This is a genomic window from Enterobacter sp. 04-C-12-SI-ECC (genome assembly GCF_047530715.1).
In the GTDB taxonomy this organism is placed as follows: Bacteria; Pseudomonadota; Gammaproteobacteria; order Enterobacterales; family Enterobacteriaceae; genus Enterobacter; species Enterobacter bugandensis.
This window is the reverse complement of the sequence record NZ_JBLKDI010000004.1, coordinates 178044-197785: the sequence shown is the minus strand read 5'-3', so window position 1 is coordinate 197785 and position 19742 is coordinate 178044. Positions and strand designations below refer to the sequence as shown.

18 protein-coding genes are annotated in these 19742 nt (G+C 56.6%); 8 read left to right on the top strand and 10 right to left on the bottom strand.

Annotated elements, in window-relative coordinates; genetic code table 11:
* Positions 1-228 precede the first annotated feature (228 nt).
* A complete protein-coding gene (locus ACMWL8_RS09395) occupies positions 229-1170 on the top strand; it encodes a TIGR01212 family radical SAM protein (RefSeq protein WP_414751580.1) in 942 nt (313 codons plus the stop codon).
* Here the strand turns inward: ACMWL8_RS09395 and ACMWL8_RS09390 are convergent.
* The gene (locus ACMWL8_RS09390; RefSeq protein ID WP_045260461.1) at positions 1150-2652 is read right to left on the bottom strand and encodes a helicase HerA-like C-terminal domain-containing protein; all 1503 of its coding nucleotides are present in this window, start codon (positions 2650-2652) and stop codon (positions 1150-1152) included. The two genes, ACMWL8_RS09395 and ACMWL8_RS09390, sit on opposite strands and share 21 nt — an antisense overlap.
* Before the next feature lie 137 nt (positions 2653-2789).
* Between ACMWL8_RS09390 and ACMWL8_RS09385 the strand changes: the two genes are divergently transcribed.
* Positions 2790-4427: a dihydroxyacetone kinase subunit DhaK gene (locus ACMWL8_RS09385; protein ID WP_414751579.1), complete on the top strand. Its 1638-nt coding sequence runs from the start codon at positions 2790-2792 to the stop codon at positions 4425-4427.
* A gap of 46 nt (positions 4428-4473) precedes the next feature.
* On the opposite strand, the gene ahr is transcribed toward ACMWL8_RS09385, so the two are convergent.
* From ahr to pepA, 5 genes are all read right to left on the bottom strand, one after another.
* Complete coding sequence (gene ahr / locus ACMWL8_RS09380; RefSeq protein WP_028014580.1) at positions 4474-5493, bottom strand: NADPH-dependent aldehyde reductase Ahr; 1020 nt, start codon at positions 5491-5493, stop codon at positions 4474-4476.
* Between the two features lie 83 nt (positions 5494-5576).
* The gene (locus tag ACMWL8_RS09375) at positions 5577-6080 is read right to left on the bottom strand and encodes a GNAT family N-acetyltransferase (protein ID WP_028014579.1); all 504 of its coding nucleotides are present in this window, start codon (positions 6078-6080) and stop codon (positions 5577-5579) included.
* Between the two features lie 123 nt (positions 6081-6203).
* On the bottom strand, positions 6204-9059 hold the full coding sequence (locus ACMWL8_RS09370) for a valine--tRNA ligase (RefSeq protein WP_045260463.1): 2856 nt from the start codon (positions 9057-9059) through the stop codon (positions 6204-6206).
* Positions 9059-9502 (bottom strand): DNA polymerase III subunit chi, encoded by a 444-nt coding sequence (holC, locus tag ACMWL8_RS09365; protein ID WP_003861884.1) that lies wholly within the window; start codon positions 9500-9502, stop codon positions 9059-9061. The genes ACMWL8_RS09370 and holC overlap by 1 nt, the downstream gene beginning before the upstream one ends.
* Positions 9503-9619: 117 nt before the next feature.
* The gene (pepA, locus tag ACMWL8_RS09360; protein WP_028014577.1) at positions 9620-11131 is read right to left on the bottom strand and encodes a leucyl aminopeptidase; all 1512 of its coding nucleotides are present in this window, start codon (positions 11129-11131) and stop codon (positions 9620-9622) included.
* A 143-nt stretch (positions 11132-11274) separates the two neighbouring features.
* On the opposite strand from pepA, the gene ACMWL8_RS09355 reads away from it, so the two are divergent.
* The 6 genes from ACMWL8_RS09355 (at position 11275) to mtgA (ending at position 17657) form a co-directional block, all read left to right on the top strand.
* Positions 11275-11334, top strand: a complete 60-nt coding sequence (locus ACMWL8_RS09355) for a hypothetical protein (RefSeq protein WP_213743486.1) — start codon at positions 11275-11277, stop codon at positions 11332-11334.
* 63 nt (positions 11335-11397) lie between these two features.
* Positions 11398-12498 carry an LPS export ABC transporter permease LptF gene (gene lptF, locus ACMWL8_RS09350; RefSeq protein WP_028014576.1) on the top strand — a complete coding sequence of 367 codons (1101 nt, stop codon included), beginning with the start codon at positions 11398-11400 and terminating at the stop codon, positions 12496-12498.
* Positions 12498-13580 (top strand): LPS export ABC transporter permease LptG, encoded by a 1083-nt coding sequence (gene lptG, locus ACMWL8_RS09345; protein WP_028014575.1) that lies wholly within the window; start codon positions 12498-12500, stop codon positions 13578-13580. The genes lptF and lptG overlap by 1 nt, the downstream gene beginning before the upstream one ends.
* Before the next feature lie 135 nt (positions 13581-13715).
* On the top strand, positions 13716-16049 hold the full coding sequence (gene arcB / locus ACMWL8_RS09340; RefSeq protein ID WP_241276810.1) for an aerobic respiration two-component sensor histidine kinase ArcB: 2334 nt from the start codon (positions 13716-13718) through the stop codon (positions 16047-16049).
* Positions 16050-16281: 232 nt separating this feature from the next.
* Positions 16282-16935, top strand: coding sequence for an isoprenoid biosynthesis glyoxalase ElbB (gene elbB / locus ACMWL8_RS09335; RefSeq protein ID WP_045260465.1), 654 nt, complete (start codon positions 16282-16284; stop codon positions 16933-16935).
* Positions 16932-17657, top strand: a complete 726-nt coding sequence (gene mtgA, locus ACMWL8_RS09330) for a monofunctional biosynthetic peptidoglycan transglycosylase (RefSeq protein WP_045260466.1) — start codon at positions 16932-16934, stop codon at positions 17655-17657. The genes elbB and mtgA overlap by 4 nt, the downstream gene beginning before the upstream one ends.
* Before the next feature lie 38 nt (positions 17658-17695).
* On the opposite strand, the gene npr is transcribed toward mtgA, so the two are convergent.
* From npr to hpf, 4 genes are all read right to left on the bottom strand, one after another.
* The gene (gene npr, locus ACMWL8_RS09325) at positions 17696-17968 is read right to left on the bottom strand and encodes a PTS phosphocarrier protein NPr (protein WP_025756690.1); all 273 of its coding nucleotides are present in this window, start codon (positions 17966-17968) and stop codon (positions 17696-17698) included.
* Positions 17965-18819, bottom strand: a complete 855-nt coding sequence (gene rapZ, locus ACMWL8_RS09320; RefSeq protein ID WP_014885397.1) for an RNase adapter RapZ — start codon at positions 18817-18819, stop codon at positions 17965-17967. Before rapZ ends, npr begins: the two co-directional genes overlap by 4 nt.
* A gap of 45 nt (positions 18820-18864) precedes the next feature.
* Positions 18865-19356: a PTS IIA-like nitrogen regulatory protein PtsN gene (gene ptsN / locus ACMWL8_RS09315; protein ID WP_008501443.1), complete on the bottom strand. Its 492-nt coding sequence runs from the start codon at positions 19354-19356 to the stop codon at positions 18865-18867.
* 82 nt (positions 19357-19438) lie between these two features.
* A complete protein-coding gene (hpf, locus tag ACMWL8_RS09310) occupies positions 19439-19726 on the bottom strand; it encodes a ribosome hibernation promoting factor (protein ID WP_014171818.1) in 288 nt (95 codons plus the stop codon).
* Between the last annotated feature and the right edge of the window lie 16 nt (positions 19727-19742).

Genomic DNA, 19742 nt, shown 5'->3' with positions numbered 1-19742 from the left:
GTGTTCGAACCCGCATAAAATCACTGTTTTTCAGTCATGGCGCTATAAATGAAAAAAACCATCAGAACATAAGGAAAAGTAATTACGTGGCGGGTGAATGAAATCTCGGTAATCTTGATTATTTATTCAAATGGATAAAGGCCGTCCAGGGCGATTGATCCAGGTCATCGCCGACAGAGGCTAAAAATGGCAGGCTTGTCCCCTTTCTTCGGGACGGTCTATCAGATTATGCAGTTACAGAAATTAGTCAATATGTTTGGTGGGGATCTTTTGCAGCGGTACGGTCAAAAGGTGCATAAGCTGACGCTGCACGGCGGCTTTAGCTGCCCGAACCGCGACGGCACCATCGGGCGCGGCGGCTGCACCTTCTGTAACGTTGCGTCGTTTGCTGACGAAGCCCAGCAGCATAAATCCATCGCGGAACAGCTCGCCCATCAGGTCAGCCTGGTGAACCGCGCGAAGCAGTATCTGGCCTATTTCCAGGCCTACACCAGCACGTGGGCGGAGGTGCAGGTGCTGCGTTCCATGTACCAGCAGGCGGTTGCTCAGGCGAACATTGTCGGGCTGTGCGTGGGTACGCGCCCGGACTGCGTACCGGAGGCGGTGCTGGATTTACTTAGCGAGTACAGAGAGAAGGGCTATGAGATCTGGCTGGAGCTGGGCTTGCAGACCGCGCACGATAAAACCCTGCACCGTATCAATCGTGAGCATGATTTCGCCTGCTACCAGCGCACCACGCGTCTCGCCCGCGAGCGTGGCCTGAAAGTCTGTTCGCATTTGATTGTCGGCTTGCCCGGAGAAGGGCAGCAGCATGGCCTGGAGACGCTGGAAAAAGTCGTGGAAACCGGCGTAGACGGCATTAAGCTGCACCCGCTGCATATCGTGAAGGGAAGCATAATGGCGAAAGCCTGGGAAGCCGGGCGGTTAAGCAGTATCGAGCTCGACGACTATACGGTGACGGCGGGAGAGATGATTCGCCACACGCCGCCGGAGATTGTCTATCACCGCATCTCCGCCAGCGCCCGCCGTCCAACGCTTCTGGCACCGCTCTGGTGCGAGAACCGGTGGACGGGGATGGTGGAAATCGACCGCTATCTTCAGGAAAACGGCGTACAGGGTTCGGCGCTGGGCCGCCCGTGGGTTCCCCGCCTATCGACGGCGGCCGCCTAGCAGACTCCCCAGCATGCCGCGCACAATCTGATTGGTGACCTGCCGCGCGGCGCTTTTCGCCATAGTCTGTACCACGCCGTCGCGCTTGCCGCCGCGCGGTCCGGTTGTGCCAAACAAAATGTCTTTTAGCCCGCCGAGAATCCCGTCATCCACTGTGACTGACTGGCCCTTAGCGGGTGGAGCATCCTGCGATTCGGTGGTTGCCTGTACCCCTTTTTGCAGCATCTCGAACGCAGACTCTCGATCCACCTCGTCTTCATACTTGCCGTACACCGGGGAGTGATTAATCAGGCTGTTACGTTCATCGTCGGTAACCGGCCCCATGCGCGAGCAGGGCGCGATCACCATGGCGCGTTCCACCACGGACGGGCTGCCCTTGGCATCCAGGAACGAGATCAGCGCTTCACCGGTGCCCAGCGCCTGAATCGCGGCTTCGGTATCAAAGGCCGGATTGGCACGCATGGTTTGCGCGGCGGCTTTCACCGCTTTCTGATCCTTCGGCGTAAAGGCGCGCAGGGCGTGCTGCACGCGGTTACCAAGCTGGCCCAGCACATTGTCAGGAATATCCGACGGGTTTTGCGACACAAACCAGACGCCGACCCCTTTGGAGCGGATCAGGCGGATAACCTGTTCAATTTTATCCAGCAGTACCTGCGGCGTGTCGTTAAACAGCAGGTGTGCTTCGTCAAAGAAGAAGACCAGTTTGGGTTTTTCCAGATCGCCCGCTTCCGGTAACTGCTCGTACAGTTCGGAGAGCATCCACAGCAGGCTGGCGGCGTAAAGCTTTGGCATCTGGTAGAGCTTCTCTGAACTCAGAATGTTGATGATGCCTTTGCCACTGCTGTCGGTGCGCATCCAGTCTTTAATATCCAGCATCGGCTCGCCGAAGAAGTGTTCGGCGCCCTGCTGCTCCAGCGTCAGTAGCCCACGCTGAATGGCACCGACAGAGGCGCTGCTGATATTGCCGTACTGGTTCTGGAAGGATTTGGCGTTATCGCCGATGTACTGGGTAATGGCGCGCAGATCTTTGAAATCGAGCAGCAGCAGCCCCTGATCGTCGGCGATACGGAAGATGATGTTCAGCACGCCGGACTGCACGTCGTTGAGGTTGAGCAGGCGGGCCAGCAGCAGCGGGCCGAGATCGGAAACGGTGGCGCGTACCGGGTGGCCTTTCTCACCGAAGATGTCCCAGACCACCACCGGGTTGCCGTGTGGCGTCCAGTCCGTGATACCGATATTTTTCAGACGCTCAAGCAGTTTTTCTGACGCTGTACCTTCCTGAGCCACACCGGTTAAATCGCCCTTCACGTCAGCCATAAAGACCGGCACGCCAATCTCTGAAAGTGACTCCGCCAGCTTCTGGAGAGTGACTGTTTTCCCTGTGCCGGTGGCGCCGGTAATCAGACCGTGGCGGTTCGCCATCGCGGGCAGTAAATACAGCTCTTTTTCCAGCGTCCGGGCAATTAACAATGGTGTACTCATGATGCGCTTCCTCTCTTAGTCCTGGGTGGAGTATAGGCAACCTGACGGCAAAATGGTTGAGTAAATTGCTGACTTTGCGGCGCATTGTCCAGCGCGGACTATGCTTTTGCATACGGTTCATAAAATAGTGGAAAACAATGTCCAGATTCTTCTTTAACGATCGCAAACAGCTGGTCAATGACGCCATTGAAGGCATACTGCTTTCTGCGCCACATGCGAATCTCGTCAAACTTGATATCGATCCAGCTATCAGGGTTGTCGCCCGCGGCGACTGGGATAAAAGCCGCGTGGCGGTGATCTCCGGCGGAGGCTCCGGGCACGAACCGGCGCACGCCGGATTTGTCGGTAAAGGCATGCTGACGGCGGCAGTGTGTGGCGATCTGTTTGCCTCCCCGAGCGTGGATGCGGTGCTGAACGCTATTGTGGCGGTGACTGGCGATCGCGGCTGCCTGCTGATCGTCAAAAACTATACCGGTGACCGGCTTAACTTTGGCCTGGCGGCAGAAAAGGCCAAACGCTACGGCCTGAAGGTCGAGATGGTGATTGTGGCAGACGATATCGCACTGCCCGACAACAAGCAGCCGCGCGGCATTGCCGGCACGGCGCTGGTGCACAAGATTGCGGGCTATGCAGTGGAGCAAGGAAAATCGCTGAGCGAGGTGCGGGATATTGCGCAGCAGGCCTGCGATAACCTCTGGAGCCTGGGCGTTGCGATGCAAACCTGCAACCTGCCGGGCAGCGACGATGAAGAGGGGCGCATCAAGCAGGGCCATGTCGAGCTGGGGCTGGGGATCCACGGGGAGCCGGGTGCCTCGGTGGTTGATACGCAAAACAGCAAAGCGATTATCGACACGCTGGTGTCGCCGCTCAAAGCGCAGGCGGGCGAGGGGCGTTTCGCGGTGCTGATCAACAACCTCGGCGGCGTGTCCGCGCTGGAGATGGCTTTGCTCACCAAAGAGCTGGCACATTCAGCGCTGAAAGAGAATATTGCGTACCTGATTGGACCTGCGCCGCTGGTGAGCGCGCTGGATATGAAGGGCTTTTCTCTGACGCTGCTAAAGCTCAACGATTACTTTGAAAAGGCGATTCACGCCGAGGTCGAGACGCTGGGCTGGCAGAAGCCTGTGGCGTTTGCCCCTCTGCGTACCGTTCCGCAAAGCGCTATTCACGATAGCGTGGAATATGCCGCGTCCGACAATCCGCAGGTGAAGGAGTCTGTTTCACAGGTGACGAAGACGCTCATACAGCTTGAAAACCGCCTGAATGCGCTGGATGCCAAAGTGGGCGATGGCGATACCGGCTCTACGTTTGCGCAAGGTGCACGGGATATTGCGCAGCGCCTGGAAGAAAACACTCTCCCGCTGAATGACGTGCCTAAGCTGCTGTTGCTGGTGGGGGAACGACTGGCCACGGTGATGGGCGGATCGAGCGGTGTACTCATGTCGATCTTCTTCACGGCGGCGGGGCAAAAGCTTCACGATGGACAGCCGCTACCTGAAGCATTGCTGAGCGGACTGGCGCAGATGAAGCAGTATGGCGGGGCAGATCTCGGCGATCGTACGCTGATCGATGCGCTGCAACCGGCGCTGGAAGCCTTGAAGAAAAAAGATCTTCAGGCGGCAGCGCAGGCTGCGCAGCAGGGAGCGGAGGCAACGGCGAAAATGGCGAAAGCCGGAGCAGGGCGCTCATCGTATGTGAATAAAGAGAATCTGGATGGGGTAATGGACCCGGGGGCGGTCGCGGTGGCGGAAGTGTTTAATACATTGGCGCAGTAGCAAAAGTAGGCCGGGTCAGGCGAAGCCGCCACCCGGCAAACTCACATCAGAAATCCGCTTTCAACACCACGCGATAACGGGCTTTGCCGTCGCGCACGTGCTGGATGGCTTCGTTAATTTTCGACATTGGATACAGCTCGGTGGTCGGCGTCACTTTGGTGCGGCCGGCAAACTTCATCAGCTTGCGCAGCTCGTATGGCGTACCGGTCGCGGAGCCTGACACGCTGCGATCCCCGCCGATCAGGGTAAAGGCCGGAACCGGCAGCGGCTTCATCACCGCACCCACGGTGTGGAAGTTACCGCCGTAGGCCAGCGCTTCAAAGTACGGCTGCCAGTTGAGATCGACGTTCACGGTGTTGATGATCAGGTCAAACTGCCCAGCCAGCGCGTTCAGCGCGTCCGGATCGCGGCTGTTTACGACTTTGTCCGCGCCCATTGCCAGCACTTCTTTCTCCTTCGCCGGGTTCGAGCTAAACGCCGTCACTTCACAGCCCATCGCGTGCAGCAGCTTGATGGCGATGTGGCCCAGACCGCCGATACCGATCACGCCCACGCGGCTGGTGGCGGTGACGTGGTGCATCAGCAGCGGTTTAAAGACGGTGATCCCGCCGCACAGCAGTGGGCCAGCAGATTCAATATCAATGCTGTCCGGCAGCGGGATGACCCATTGCCAGTCGGCGCGCAGCTTATCGGCGAAACCGCCCTTGTTCAGGATGGTGGGCACTGCGCCTTCAAGGCAGTTGATCTGGTTGCCGCTGATACAGGCGTCGCAGTGGCCGCAGCTGCGTGCTGTCCAGCCAATGCCCACGCGCTGGCCAACCTTCAGCCCTTTGTCCTGCGCGGCGCTGCCGAGCGCGACGACGCGGCCAATCACTTCGTGCCCGGCAACCAGCGGATAGCTGGAGAAGCCCCATTCGTTGTCGATCATCGAGAGATCTGAGTGGCAGACCCCGCAGTAATCAACCTGTACTTCGACGTCTTCCGCTTTTAGTTCGCCCGCATCGTACTCGTACAGCTCAAGTTCTGCACCCGCCTGCGGTGCGGCGTAGCTTTTTATCTTCGACATCGTGTTTCCCCCGTTGTGGTGTGAACTGAGAGTGTAGAGCATTCAGTTTACAGCCGCTTAACAGAAGGGGGCAGGAACGAAACTTACAGACTTTTCAGCATTCTGACTTCGCAATCGACGTGGCCCGTGCAGCCCAGCGGCGCATCGATATGCTCAAAGCCCAGATGTTCATACAGGCCGATGGCCTCTTTGAGGAAGGCGGTGGTTTCGAGGTAACAGCGTTTAAAACCCTGATTGCGCGCGTGCTCCAGGGCGACCAGCGCCAGCTTTTTCGCCAGACCCTGTCCACGAACCGACGGCAAGAAATACATTTTCTGCAGCTCACAGATATCCGGCTCGCTGCAGCTCAGCGGTGCAACACCGCCGCCGCCCACAACCTGGCCGTCCTGCTCAATGACCCAGTAGGCGTGGCCCGGCTGGCTGTACAGCTTAAACAGTTCGTCAAGATTCGGGTCGGCAACGGTGTAACCTTTATCCGCCGTCAGCCCAAACTCTGCAGAAACGGTGCGGATAACGGCGGCGATAGCCGGATTGTCCTGCTCAGTGATCCGACGCATCGTCGTCGCGACGGGGGTAATCACGCTCATAGCATTACTCATTACAAAAATTGACACACAGTTGCTGTTAATAGCACCGCAGAAAAGGGAGTGCAAGCGAGGAGTTTTCAGGAAGGTTACCCCTTACGCCCTGAAGCGTAAGGGGTAAAAGCATTACAGGGCCGCGATAACGGCCTGCTGCTCGATCAGTTTGGTCTTCGCATCGGCGAAGGCAACCAGACGCTCACGCTCTTTGGCAATGACAGCTTCCGGCGCGCGGGCAACAAAGCCTTCGTTCGCCAGCTTACTTTCGATTTTGCCAATTTCCACGTCGACCTTCGCCACTTCTTTCGCCAGACGCGCCAGCTCTGCGTCTTTGTCGACCAGGCCCGCCATCGGGATCAGCAGCTCCGCACCGTCGATAATTTTAGTCACGGAAACCGGACCCTTGTCATCGGCAGGCAGCACGGTGATGCTTTCCAGACGCGCCATGGTTTTCAGGAAGGTGTTGTTCTCGGTGACGCGACGAACGGCAGCGTCGCTGCAGCCGCGCAGCAGCAGCTCCAGTGGTTTACCCGGGGCGATGTTCATTTCGGCACGGATGTTACGTACCGCAACGATCGCCTGCTTCAGCCACTCGGTATCCGCTGACGCGGCTTCATCAACCTTAGCCGCATCGAATTCCGGGAACGGCTGCAGCATGATGGTATCGGCGTTGATGCCCGCAATGACCTTCACGCGCTGCCAGATGGTCTCGGTGATGAATGGAATAACCGGATGCGCCAGGCGCAGCAGGCCTTCCAGGACGGTAATCAGCGTGTTGCGCGTGCCGCGCAGCTCTGCTTCAGAACCGCCGTTCATGACCGGCTTCGCCAGCTCCAGATACCAGTCACAGAACTGGTTCCAGGTGAATTCATACAGAATGCCCGCTGCGATATCGAAGCGGTAGCTGTCCAGCGCCTCGCGGAAGGCTTTCACCGTCTGGTTAAATTCCGCCAGGATCCAGCGGTCCGCCAGAGACAGGGTCATCTCGCCGCCGTTGAAGCCGCAATCCTGATCTTCGGTGTTCATCAGCACGAAGCGGCTGGCGTTCCACAGCTTGTTACAGAAGTTACGGTAACCTTCCAGACGCTTCATGTCCCAGTTGATGTCACGGCCGGTCGAGGCCAGCGCCGCCAGGGTGAAGCGCAGGGCGTCGGTACCGTGAGATTCGATCCCGTTCGGGAACTGCTTCTCGGTACGCTTGCGGATTTTCTCAGCCAGCTGCGGCTGCATCATGTTGCCGGTACGTTTTTCCAACAGGTCTTCCAGGGAGATCCCGTCAACCATGTCCAGCGGGTCAATCACGTTGCCCTTGGACTTGGACATCTTCTGCCCTTCGTCGTCGCGGATAAGGCCGGTCATGTAGACGGTATGGAACGGAACCTGCGGCTTGCCGTCTTCGTCTTTGATGAAGTGCATGGTCATCATGATCATGCGGGCAATCCAGAAGAAGATGATGTCGAAGCCGGACACCATTACGCTGGTAGGGTGGAACTGACGCAGCGCGTCGGTGTTTTCCGGCCAGCCGAGGGTAGAGAAGGTCCACAGCGCGGAGGAGAACCAGGTATCCAGAACGTCTTCATCCTGGCGCAGGGCCACGTCAGCGCTCAGGTTGTTTTCCTGACGCACTTCGTCTTCGCTACGGCCAACGTAGACGTTGCCTTCGTTGTCGTACCATGCCGGGATGCGGTGACCCCACCACAGCTGACGGGAGATACACCAGTCCTGAATGTCGCGCATCCAGGAGAAGTACATGTTTTCGTACTGCTTCGGCACGAACTGAATGCTGCCGTTCTCAACCGCTTCCACAGCCGGTTTTGCCAGCACGTCGGCACGGACGTACCACTGGTCGGTCAGCATTGGCTCAATAACCACGCCGCCACGGTCGCCGTACGGCACGGTCAGATCGTGAGGCTTAATCTCTTCCAGCAGGCCGAGCGCATCAACGGCGGCTACGATGGCTTTACGTGCAGCAAAGCGCTCCAGCTTCTGGAACTCCGCCGGGATCTCGCTGGAGTAAACGTCGGATTCGTTGCCTTTGGTATCGTACACCTCTGCGCTTTCGCGGATATCGCCGTCGAAGGTCAGAATGTTGATCATCGGCAGGGCGTGACGACGACCCACTTCATAGTCGTTGAAGTCGTGCGCCGGGGTGATTTTCACGCAGCCGGTGCCTTTTTCCATGTCGGCGTGTTCGTCGCCCACAATCGGAATGCGGCGGTTCACCAGCGGCAGCACCACAAATTTGCCGATCAGATCTTTATAGCGCGGATCTTCCGGGTTAACGGCCACGCCGGTATCGCCCAGCAGGGTTTCCGGACGGGTGGTCGCCACCACCAGGTAATCTTTACCGTCTGCGGTTTTTGCGCCGTCGGCCAGCGGATAGCGGATGTGCCACATGGAGCCTTTAGACTCGCGGTTTTCCACTTCCAGGTCAGAAATTGCGGTGCGCAGTTTCGGATCCCAGTTTACCAGGCGTTTGCCGCGGTAAATCAGGTCTTCTTTGTACAGACGGACGAACACTTCTTTTACGGCGTTGGACAGGCCTTCGTCCATGGTGAAGCGCTCGCGATCCCAGTCCACGGAGTTGCCGAGACGGCGCATCTGACGGGTAATGGTGCCGCCGGATTCTGCCTTCCACTGCCAGATTTTGTCGATGAACGCATCGCGACCATAGTCGTGACGAGTTTTACCTTCTTCAGCGGCAATTTTACGCTCAACCACCATCTGGGTCGCGATACCCGCGTGGTCAGTCCCCGCCTGCCACAGGGTGTTTTTGCCCTGCATGCGCTGGTAGCGGATCATGGTGTCCATGATGGTCTGCTGGAAAGCATGCCCCATATGCAAACTGCCGGTGACGTTCGGCGGCGGGATCATGATGCAGAAGGACTCTTTGCTTTCGTCGCCGTTAGGCTTGAAATAGCCCTGCTGTTCCCAGTGCTCGTAAAGCGGCTGTTCGATATCGCGTGGGTTATATGTCTTTTCCATTATTTCCAGGTTGCCGTATTCAGGTTAAAACCGGCCAGGCGGTACGCTTTATAGCGTTCGCGCGCCAGTTGTTTCAAGGATTCTTCGTAAGGGACAAAGTCTACCACTTCTGTGAAAGCGGTGGCAAAATCTGCAAAGTCTGTCCGCAGGCTAATGAGAATATCGCGCGCGCTGCTGTTGCGCTTTTGCGGCCAGGCAATTTCGACCGGTGCCCCGCCGCGTGGACCTTCGCCCGACAGGTTATGCGGAACAAAACTTTCCGGCGGGCGCGCCCATAGCGCTTCATCCAGGCGAATCGCCTGCTGCTCATCTTCACAGGCAATCAGTACGCGTTTACCTGCGCGCCAACGTTCTGCGGCAATTTCACACACCAGCTGTTCAACGGCGCTGAGGCCATCCTGATGGGTGTCGTTGTCCAGAAGGTAGAACGTTGCATTCTTCATATATGGGGCTTCTTGTCGTGGATTTAAATGCAAAGCCGGGTGGCGCTTCGCTTACCCGGCCTACGGTTGAGCGGCGTGTAGGCCGGGTAAGGCGAAGCCGCCACCCGGCACATTACATCACTCGTCGCCGTTAAAACCCGCACGATTAAGCAGGAACTGCGACAGCAGGGCCACCGGACGTCCGGTAGCGCCTTTGGCTTTACCGGAGCGCCATGCGGTACCCGCGATATCCAGGTGCGCCCAGTTATATTTACGGGTGAAGCGCGCCAGGAAGCAGCCTGCGGTAATTGCGCCGCCAGGACGACCGCCGATGTTAGCCATGTCCGCAAAGTTAGACTCCAGCTGTTCCTGATACTCGTCACCCAGCGGCAGACGCCATGCACGGTCACCGGCCTGCTCGGACGCGCCGATAAGCTCGTGCGCCAGCGGGTTGTGGTTCGACATCAGGCCGGTGATGTGATGGCCCAGGGCAATCACGCAGGCACCGGTCAGGGTGGCCACGTCGATAACCGCTTCAGGTTCGAAGCGCTCAACGTAGGTCAACACGTCACAGAGTACCAGACGGCCTTCGGCGTCGGTATTCAGCACTTCAACGGTCTGGCCGGACATGGTGGTCAGGACGTCGCCCGGACGATACGCGCGACCGCCAGGCATGTTTTCGCAGCCTGCCAGTACGCCGATTACGTTGATGGGCAGCTGAAGCTCCGCAACCATGCGCATGACGCCGTAAACCGCCGCCGCGCCGCACATGTCGTACTTCATCTCGTCCATGCCTTCTGAAGGCTTGATGGAGATACCGCCGGAGTCAAAGGTCAGCCCTTTACCGACGAGCACGATCGGACGCGCGTCTTCAGACGGATTGCCTTTGTATTCGATGACCGACATCAGGGATTCGTTCTGCGAGCCGTTACCCACCGCCAGATAAGAGTGCATCCCCAGCTCTTTCATCTGCTGTTCGCCGATGACGCGGGTGATGACGTTTTTGCTGTAGGAGTCAGCCAGCTGGCGCGCCTGAGAGGCGAGGTAGGCGGCGTTACAGATGTTTGGCGGCATGTTGCCGAGATCTTTTGCCGCTTTGATACCGGCGGCAATCGCCAGACCATGCTGGATGGCGCGCTCGCCGCTGGTCAGTTCGCGACGGGTTGGCACGTTAAAGACCATTTTACGCAGCGGGCGACGCGGCTCGCTTTTGTTGGTCTTAAGCTGATCGAAGCTGTAAAGGCTCTCTTTTGCCGTTTCGACGGCCTGACGCACTTTCCAGTAGGTGTTACGGCCTTTGACGTGCAGCTCGGTCAGGAAGCAGACGGCTTCCATTGAACCGGTGTCATTCAGCGTATTAATGGTTTTCTGAATAACCTGCTTATACTGACGTTCATCCAGCTCGCGCTCTTTGCCGCAGCCAATCAGCAGAATACGCTCTGACAGGACGTTCGGAACATGGTGCAGTAACAGCGTCTGCCCAGGTTTGCCTTCCAGTTCGCCACGGCGCAGCAGGGCGCTGATATAGCCGTCACTGATTTTATCGAGTTGCTCGGCGATCGGGGAGAGTCGGCGCGGTTCAAAGACGCCCACAACGATGCAGGCACTCCGCTGTTTCTCCGGGCTACCGCTTTTTACACTGAACTCCATGCACTACGCTCCTGAATCTTAAAGACAACGGCGGCTGCTACGGATAGAATTGAAACCTTTCGTAACTCATGTCCGCTGTTGTGGTGACTTCGTGTTAATCTTACGTTACTACGGTTTCGACACGTCAGAAAAAGTCCTGAAGCGTGAATCCGCCGGATGTTTTAATCTTAGCGACGATTTCGACGACTCAAGAGAATAAATGACGTTTAAGCCATGAAACAAGCGATTTTCCAGCAAAGAGACGGGTTTTTACGGGCGTATTTAAAGTGATAATCATAAGATATCTGGTGCGGGAGACGCTCAAAAGCCAACTGGCGATCCTCTTCATCCTGCTGCTGATTTTTTTCTGTCAGAAGCTGGTTAAGATCCTCGGTGCGGCCGTTGACGGCGAAATTCCAACGAATCTGGTGCTTTCCCTGCTTGGGCTGGGGATCCCGGAAATGGCGCAGCTTATTCTGCCGCTGAGTCTATTCCTCGGCCTGCTGATGACCCTCGGTAAGCTGTACACCGAGAGTGAAATTACGGTGATGCATGCCTGCGGCCTGAGTAAAGCCGTACTGGTGAAAGCGGCGATGATACTGGCGCTGTTCACGGGCATTGTTGCGGCGGTGAATGTGATGTGGGCGGGCCCTATGTCTTCCCGTCATCAGGACGAAGTGCTGGCCGAGGCGAAAGCAAACCCCGGCATGGCGGCGCTCGCGCAGGGGCAGTTCCAGCAGGCGACTGACGGAAACTCCGTGCTGTTTATTGAGAGCGTTGACGGCAGTAAATTCAACGATGTATTTCTGGCGCAGCTGCGTCCTAAAGGGAACGCGCGTCCGTCTGTGGTGGTTGCCGATTCTGGCCAGCTTTCTCAGCGCAAAGACGGTTCTCAGGTCGTCACGCTGAATAAAGGCACCCGTTTCGAAGGCACCGCGATGCTGCGTGACTTCCGTATTACGGATTTCCAGAACTATCAGGCCATTATTGGTCATCAGGCGGTGGCGCTCGATCCGACGGATACCGAGCAAATGGATATGCGCACGCTGTGGAATACCGATACCGACAGAGCGCGGGCTGAGTTCCACTGGCGTATTACGCTCGTATTCACCGTGTTTATGATGGCACTGATTGTCGTGCCGCTGAGCGTGGTGAACCCGCGCCAGGGCCGCGTGCTCTCTATGCTGCCAGCGATGCTGCTTTACCTGATCTACTTCCTGCTGCAAACCTCGATTCGCTCTAACGGCGCGAAGGGTAAGCTGGATCCGATGGTCTGGACGTGGTTCGTTAACAGCCTGTACATCTTACTGGCGCTGGGATTAAACCTGTGGGATACGGTGCCTGTGCGCCGCATACGTGCCCGATTCTCGCGTAAAGGAGCCATCTAATGCAGGCGTTTGGCGTTCTTGATCGCTATATCGGTAAAACCATTTTCACCACCATCATGATGACGTTGTTCATGCTGGTGTCGCTCTCCGGCATTATCAAATTTGTCGATCAGCTGAAAAAAGCCGGGCAGGGCAGCTATGACGCGATGGGTGCGGGGATGTACACCCTGCTCAGCGTGCCAAAAGATGTGCAGATCTTCTTCCCGATGGCGGCTCTGCTGGGCGCGCTGCTGGGGCTGGGGATGCTGGCTCAGCGCAGCGAGCTGGTGGTGATGCAGGCCTCAGGCTTTACCCGTATGCAGGTTGCGCTGTCGGTAATGAAAACCGCAATCCCGCTGGTGCTGTTGACCATGGCGATTGGCGAGTGGGTGGCACCGCAGGGCGAGCAGATGGCGCGTAACTATCGTGCTCAGGCAATGTACGGTGGTTCACTGCTCTCGACTCAGCAAGGTTTATGGGCGAAAGACGGGAAAAACTTCGTCTACATCGAACGGGTAAAGGGTAATGATGAACTGGGCGGGGTGAGCATCTACGCGTTCAACGACCAGCGCCGTCTGGAGTCAGTCCGACACGCCTCTTCCGCGAAGTTTGACGCTGAACATAAGCAGTGGCGTTTGTCGCAGGTTGATGAATCTGACCTGACCGATCCAAAACAGATTACCGGGTCACAGACGGTGACCGGCACCTGGAAAACCAACCTCACGCCGGATAAGCTCGGGGTTGTTGCGCTGGATCCTGACGCGCTCTCTATCAGCGGCTTGCACAACTATGTGAAGTACCTGAAGTCGAGCGGGCAGGATGCCGGACGCTATCAGCTCAACATGTGGAGCAAAATCTTCCAGCCGATGTCCGTGGCGGTGATGATGCTGATGGCGCTGTCGTTTATCTTCGGCCCGCTGCGTAGCGTGCCGATGGGCGTGCGCGTCGTGACCGGTATTAGCTTCGGCTTTGTCTTCTATGTACTCGATCAGATCTTCGGTCCGCTGACGCTGGTTTATGGCATCCCGCCGATTATCGGTGCGCTGCTGCCGAGCGCTAGCTTCTTCCTGATCAGCCTCTGGCTGCTGCTGAAACGCTCCTGATTGACCTCTCCTCGCTTCCGGTGAACCGGAGGCGAGGCTAATCTCCTGTTTCACCCCGCACTTTTTCTCACAACCTTCAACGTCCCGCCTCGAATTTGAGTATTATTGAGCGATAAAGTCGTGAAGGGATCCTCTATGAAGCAAATTCGAATGCTAGCCCAGTACTACGTCGACCTGATGATGAAGCTTGGACTGGTGCGTTTCTCCATGCTGCTGGCGCTGGCGCTGGTCGTTCTGGCGATTGTCGTGCAGATGGCCGTTACGATGGTTCTGCATGGTCAGGTCGAGAGTATCGACGTTATCCGCTCTATCTTCTTCGGCCTGCTCATTACCCCCTGGGCAGTCTATTTTCTTTCCGTGGTGGTCGAACAGCTTGAGGAGTCCCGTCAGCGCTTATCAAAACTGGTCGATAAGCTGGAGGAGATGCGCGAGCGCGACCTGAAGCTCAACGTTCAGCTTAAAGACAACATTGCTCAGTTGAATCAGGAAATTTCAGATCGTGAGAAGGCGGAGGCAGAGCGTCAGGCCACGCTGGAACAGCTGAAAATCGAAATGAAAGAGCGCGAGGTGACGCAGATCCAGCTTGAGCAGCAATCCTCCTTCCTGCGTTCATTCCTGGACGCTTCGCCGGATCTGGTATTCTACCGTAACGAAGATAAAGAATTTTCAGGCTGTAACCGCGCGATGGAGCTCCTGACCGGGAAAAGCGAGAAGCAGCTGATTCACCTCAAGCCGCAGGACGTTTACTCCGAAGAGGCGGCCGCCAAGGTCATGGAGACGGATGAAAAAGTGTTCCGCCATAACGTCTCGCTGACCTACGAACAGTGGCTGGATTACCCGGACGGGCGCAAAGCCTGCTTTGAGATCCGTAAGGTGCCGTACTATGACCGCGTCGGGAAGCGCCACGGCCTGATGGGCTTCGGCCGTGATATTACCGAGCGTAAGCGCTATCAGGATGCGCTGGAGCGCGCCAGCCGCGACAAGACCACCTTCATCTCCACCATCAGCCATGAGCTTCGTACGCCGCTTAACGGCATTGTGGGGCTGAGCCGCATTCTGCTGGACACCGACCTGACCGCAGAACAGGAAAAATACCTCAAAACGATTCATGTCTCGGCGGTCACGCTGGGTAATATCTTCAACGATATTATTGACATGGATAAGATGGAGCGCCGAAAGGTTCAGCTTGATAACCAGCCGGTTGATTTCACCAGCTTCCTTGCCGACCTGGAAAACTTGTCTGGTCTGCAGGCCCAGCAGAAGGGGCTGAATTTTGTCATGGATCCCACCCTGCCGCTGCCGCATAAAGTGATTACCGACGGCACGCGCCTGCGTCAGATCCTATGGAACCTTATCAGCAACGCGGTGAAATTTACCCAGAAGGGGCAGGTGGCGGTGCGTATTCGCTATGACGACGGGGACATGCTGCACTTCGAGGTGGAGGACTCCGGGATTGGTATTCCGCAGGAGGAGCAGGACAAGATTTTCGCGATGTACTACCAGGTGAAGGACAGCAACGGTGGAAAACCTGCCACTGGTACCGGAATCGGCCTGGCGGTGTCTAAGCGGCTGGCGAAGAGCATGGGCGGTGACATCACCGTTGCCAGCCAGGCGGGCAAAGGGTCAACCTTCACGCTGACGGTGCATGCGCCGGCGGTGGCGGAAGAGGTAGAGGATACCTTTGAAAATGACGATATGCCGCTGCCTGCGCTGCACGTCCTGCTGGTGGAGGATATTGAGCTTAACGTGATTGTAGCGCGCTCGGTGCTGGAAAAACTGGGCAACAGCGTGGATGTCGCGATGACCGGTAAAGCCGCGCTGGAGATGTTTACACCGGGTGAATATGACCTCGTTCTGCTGGATATTCAGTTGCCGGATATGACCGGGCTGGATATCTCGCGTGAACTGACGCGTCAGTACGCGGCTGATGAACTGCCGCCGCTGGTGGCGCTGACGGCAAACGTGCTGAAAGATAAAAAAGAGTATCTCGACGCCGGTATGCACGATGTACTCAGCAAGCCTCTGGCGGTGCCTGCTCTGACCGCCATGATCAAGAAGTTCTGGGATACCCACGATGAAGAGGAGAGCACCATGACGTCTGTTGATAGCGCAAAAGCCCAAACGATACTCGATACCGCGATGCTGGAGCAGTATATCGATCTGGTCGGCCCGAAACTGATTACCGACGGCCTGGCGGTGTTTGAAAAAATGATGCCGGGTTATCTGAGCGTGCTGGAGTCAAACCTGACGGCGCGTGACCAGAAGGGCATCGTGGAAGAAGGGCATAAAATCAAAGGCGCAGCCGGCTCGGTCGGGTTACGCCACCTGCAGCAGTTGGGTCAACAGATTCAGTCGCCTGATTTACCAGCTTGGGAAGATAACGTTGGTGATTGGGTTGAAGAGATGAAACAAGAGTGGCAGAACGATGTTGCGGTGCTTAAAGCCTGGGTGGATGCCAGAAAAAAATGACCCCGGCTAGACCGGGGTGCGCGAATACTGCGCCAACACCAGGGAAATCGTGGCTGCGCCTGTTTTTTAAAGTAATTTTCTAATGGGCGCCGCCGTAAAAATTTAGGCCGCACGCAGATAAGATAGCAAATCTTAAATGGTTTGTTACATGAATCAGTGAAATGTGTGAAGCATAGCGTTTTAATCAAAATTATTAATGTGCTTCAGCGAGTTGCAAAGAAGGATCGTCAAGATGAAAAAAATTGGTGTTGTCCTGAGCGGATGCGGTGTTTTTGATGGTTCAGAAATACATGAAGCCGTAATCACGCTGCTGGCCCTGACGAAACAGGGAGTAGAGGTTATCTGTTTTGCGCCCGACAAAAATCAGTCGGATGTGATTAACCATCTGACCGGCGAGCCGATGGCCGAAACGCGTAACGTGCTGATTGAAGCCGCGCGTATTGCCCGGGGAGAGATTCATCCGCTGGCGCAGGCAGATGCCGCTGAACTGGATGCGCTCATTGTGCCGGGCGGCTTCGGCGCCGCGAAAAATCTCAGCACCTTTGCTGCCGAAGGTGCCGCATGCACGGTGGACCCTGATCTAAAAGCGCTGACGCTGGCGATGCATGCCGCGGGCAAGCCGCTGGGCTTTATCTGTATTGCACCGGCCATGCTGCCAAATATTTTCGATTTTCCGTTACGGCTGACGATCGGAACCGATATTGATACCGCAGAGGTCGTCGAGGATATGGGGGGCGAACACGTTCCGTGCCCGGTCGATGACATTGTGGTGGATGAGGACAACAAAGTTGTCACCACGCCCGCGTATATGCTGGCGAAGAATATTGCGGAAGCCGCCGTGGGCATTGATAAGCTGGTCGCCCGGGTGCTGGTGCTGACGGAATGAGGCGACAGTTTTCCGCAGGCGCGTGGGTGAAATGCCTTCTTTTACGCATCGTTCTCGTCCTGGCGGTGTTCTGGGGAGGCGGGCTGGCCGTGTTCAGCATTTTGCCGGTACCGTTTTCAGCGGTCATGGTTGAGCGCCAGCTTAGCGCGTGGTTCTCCGGTGATTTCGGCTATGTTGCCCATTCTGACTGGGTAAGCATGGATGAAATTTCTCCGTTCATGGGGTTGGCGGTTATCGCGGCGGAAGATCAAAAATTCCCGGAGCACTGGGGGTTCGATGTGGCCGCGATTGAAAAGGCGCTGGCCCATAACGAACGTCACGAAAATCGCGTGCGCGGTGCGTCAACGCTGTCGCAGCAGACGGCTAAAAACCTGTTCCTGTGGGATGGCCGAAGCTGGGTGCGAAAAGGGCTGGAAGCGGGCCTGACCCTGGGAATGGAAACGGTCTGGAGCAAAAAGCGTATTCTGACCGTTTACCTTAATATCGCCGAGTTCGGCGACGGGGTATTTGGTGTCGAAGCTGCATCACAACGCTATTTTAATAAACCTGCCAGCAGGCTGAGCATGTCGGAGGCGGCGCTGCTCGCGGCTGTTCTGCCTAATCCTGTCCGCTTCAAGGCCAGCGCCCCGTCAGGGTACGTGCGAAGCCGTCAGGCGTGGATCATGCGCCAGATGCGCCAGCTGGGTGGGGAAGGGTTTATGGAGAGAAATGCGTTAATGTAGGGCGGGTAAGCGCAGCGCCACCCGCCAGAATAGCAGGCCTAATCTTCGTCGAACCCGGCGTTAAACAGCGCAACTACCGCTGCCAGAGCTTCCTCTTCCTGAGGTCCGGTGGCTTCAACCTCAATCTGACGCCCTTTGGCGGAGTCCAGCATCAGCAGCGCAATCACGCTGTTGGCTTCCGCTTCGGTGCCTTCGTCATTACGCAGCAGCACTTCTGCATCGAAACCCTGCATCAGCTCAAACAGCTTCATCGCCGGGCGTGCATGCATGCCCAGCTTATTGGTGATCTCAACGGTTTGTTTTACGGTCATGTTTTACGTTTTTCCAGCGTGCGATGACGGGACTGAACGTTCTTACCGCGCGAGCGGAAATAGTCGGCCAGCTGTTCGGCGATGTAGACCGAACGATGTTTACCGCCGGTACAGCCAATCGCCACTGTCAGGTAGCTACGATTGTTTGTCTCCAGCATAGGTAACCATAGCTCAAGGTAGCTTCGCGTCTGGTAGATAAAATTGTGAACTTCTGTGTGTCGGTCGAGGAACGCCGCCACGGGCTTATCCAGACCGGTCATTGGACGCAGTTTGGGATCCCAGTGCGGGTTCGGCAGGAAGCGCACGTCGAAAACATAGTCCGCATCAATCGGAATACCGTGCTTAAAGCCGAAAGATTCGAACACCATCGTCAGCTCGCGCTCGCGTTTGCCCAGCAGCCGGGTTCGCAGCATTTCCGCCAGCTCGTGAACGGACATCTCTGAGGTGTCGACAATCAGATCGGCACGAGAGCGCAGCGGCTCAAGCAGATCGCTCTCTTCGTCGATGGCGCTCTCCAGCGAGAGATTCTTGCTGGAAAGCGGGTGCAGACGGCGGGTGTCGCTGTAGCGGCGGATCAGGGTATTGCGGTCGGCATCAAGGAACAGCAGCTGAGGCGAGAACGCGTCAGGCAGGTTACTCATTGCCTGTTCGAAGATCTCTGGCGATTCCGGCATGTTACGAACGTCGATACTGACGGCGGCGGAGGTTTGTCTCTCCGCTAACGTGCGTGCCAGATCGGGCAATAACACGACCGGCAGGTTATCGACGCAGTAAAAACCCATGTCTTCCAGCGCGCGCAGAGCAACGGATTTCCCCGACCCTGAACGACCACTGACAATCATCAGCACCATGTTCCGTTTCTCCTCAGGACAACAGATGTGAAGGCCATCACCTGGTTATGCGTCATCCTGATTGCCTTCTGCTTCAGTGATAATTTGATAAAGCTCTTCATCACTTTGGGCTGAGCGCAGTCGACGGCAGATGGTTTTATCCGCCAGACGTTTAGCAACCAGCGAAAGCGTATGCAGGTGGGTCTTGGTCTGGTCGGCAGGCACCAACAGCGCGAAGAGGAGATCGACGGGCTGGTTATCAATGGCGTCAAAAGCGATTGGGGTTTCCAGCTGCACAAACACACCGACGGCACGCAGGGTGTCCTCTTCCAGCTTGCCGTGCGGGATCGCGATGCCGTTGCCGATACCGGTACTGCCCATCTTTTCACGGGTCAGAATGGCTTCGAACACCACCTGCGGCGGCAGGCCCAGCTGTTTTGCAGCCAATTCACTGATGATCTCCAGCGCACGTTTTTTGCTCTGGCAGTGAACGGCACTGCGGGTACATTCCTGGTTAAGGACATTGCTCAGTTGAAGAGCGGAATCGTTGTTCATCATAATTTCACCTAAGCGCTAACTGTACAAATGGCCCGTTGTGTTTCACAACAGGCCGTCCTGCACCCGTTAACTGCCCGGACAATTAGTGTTGTTTCAGTTTATCTTTATGTTTATTGAGCTGTCGCGCAAGCTTGTCAATCAAGCCGTCGATAGCCGCGTACATGTCTTGCCCTTCCGCACTGGCATGGAGTTCACCCCCGTTAACATGCAGGGTTGCATCCGAGATATGAGTCACTTTCTCCACTTTTAACACAACGTAGACCTGATTGATCCTTTCGAAATACTGCTCGAGTTTCGCGAACTTAGCGTTCACGAAGTCACGTAAAGCCTCAGTAATCTCGACGTTATGTCCTGTGATATTGAGCTGCATAGTGTCTTCCTTATCG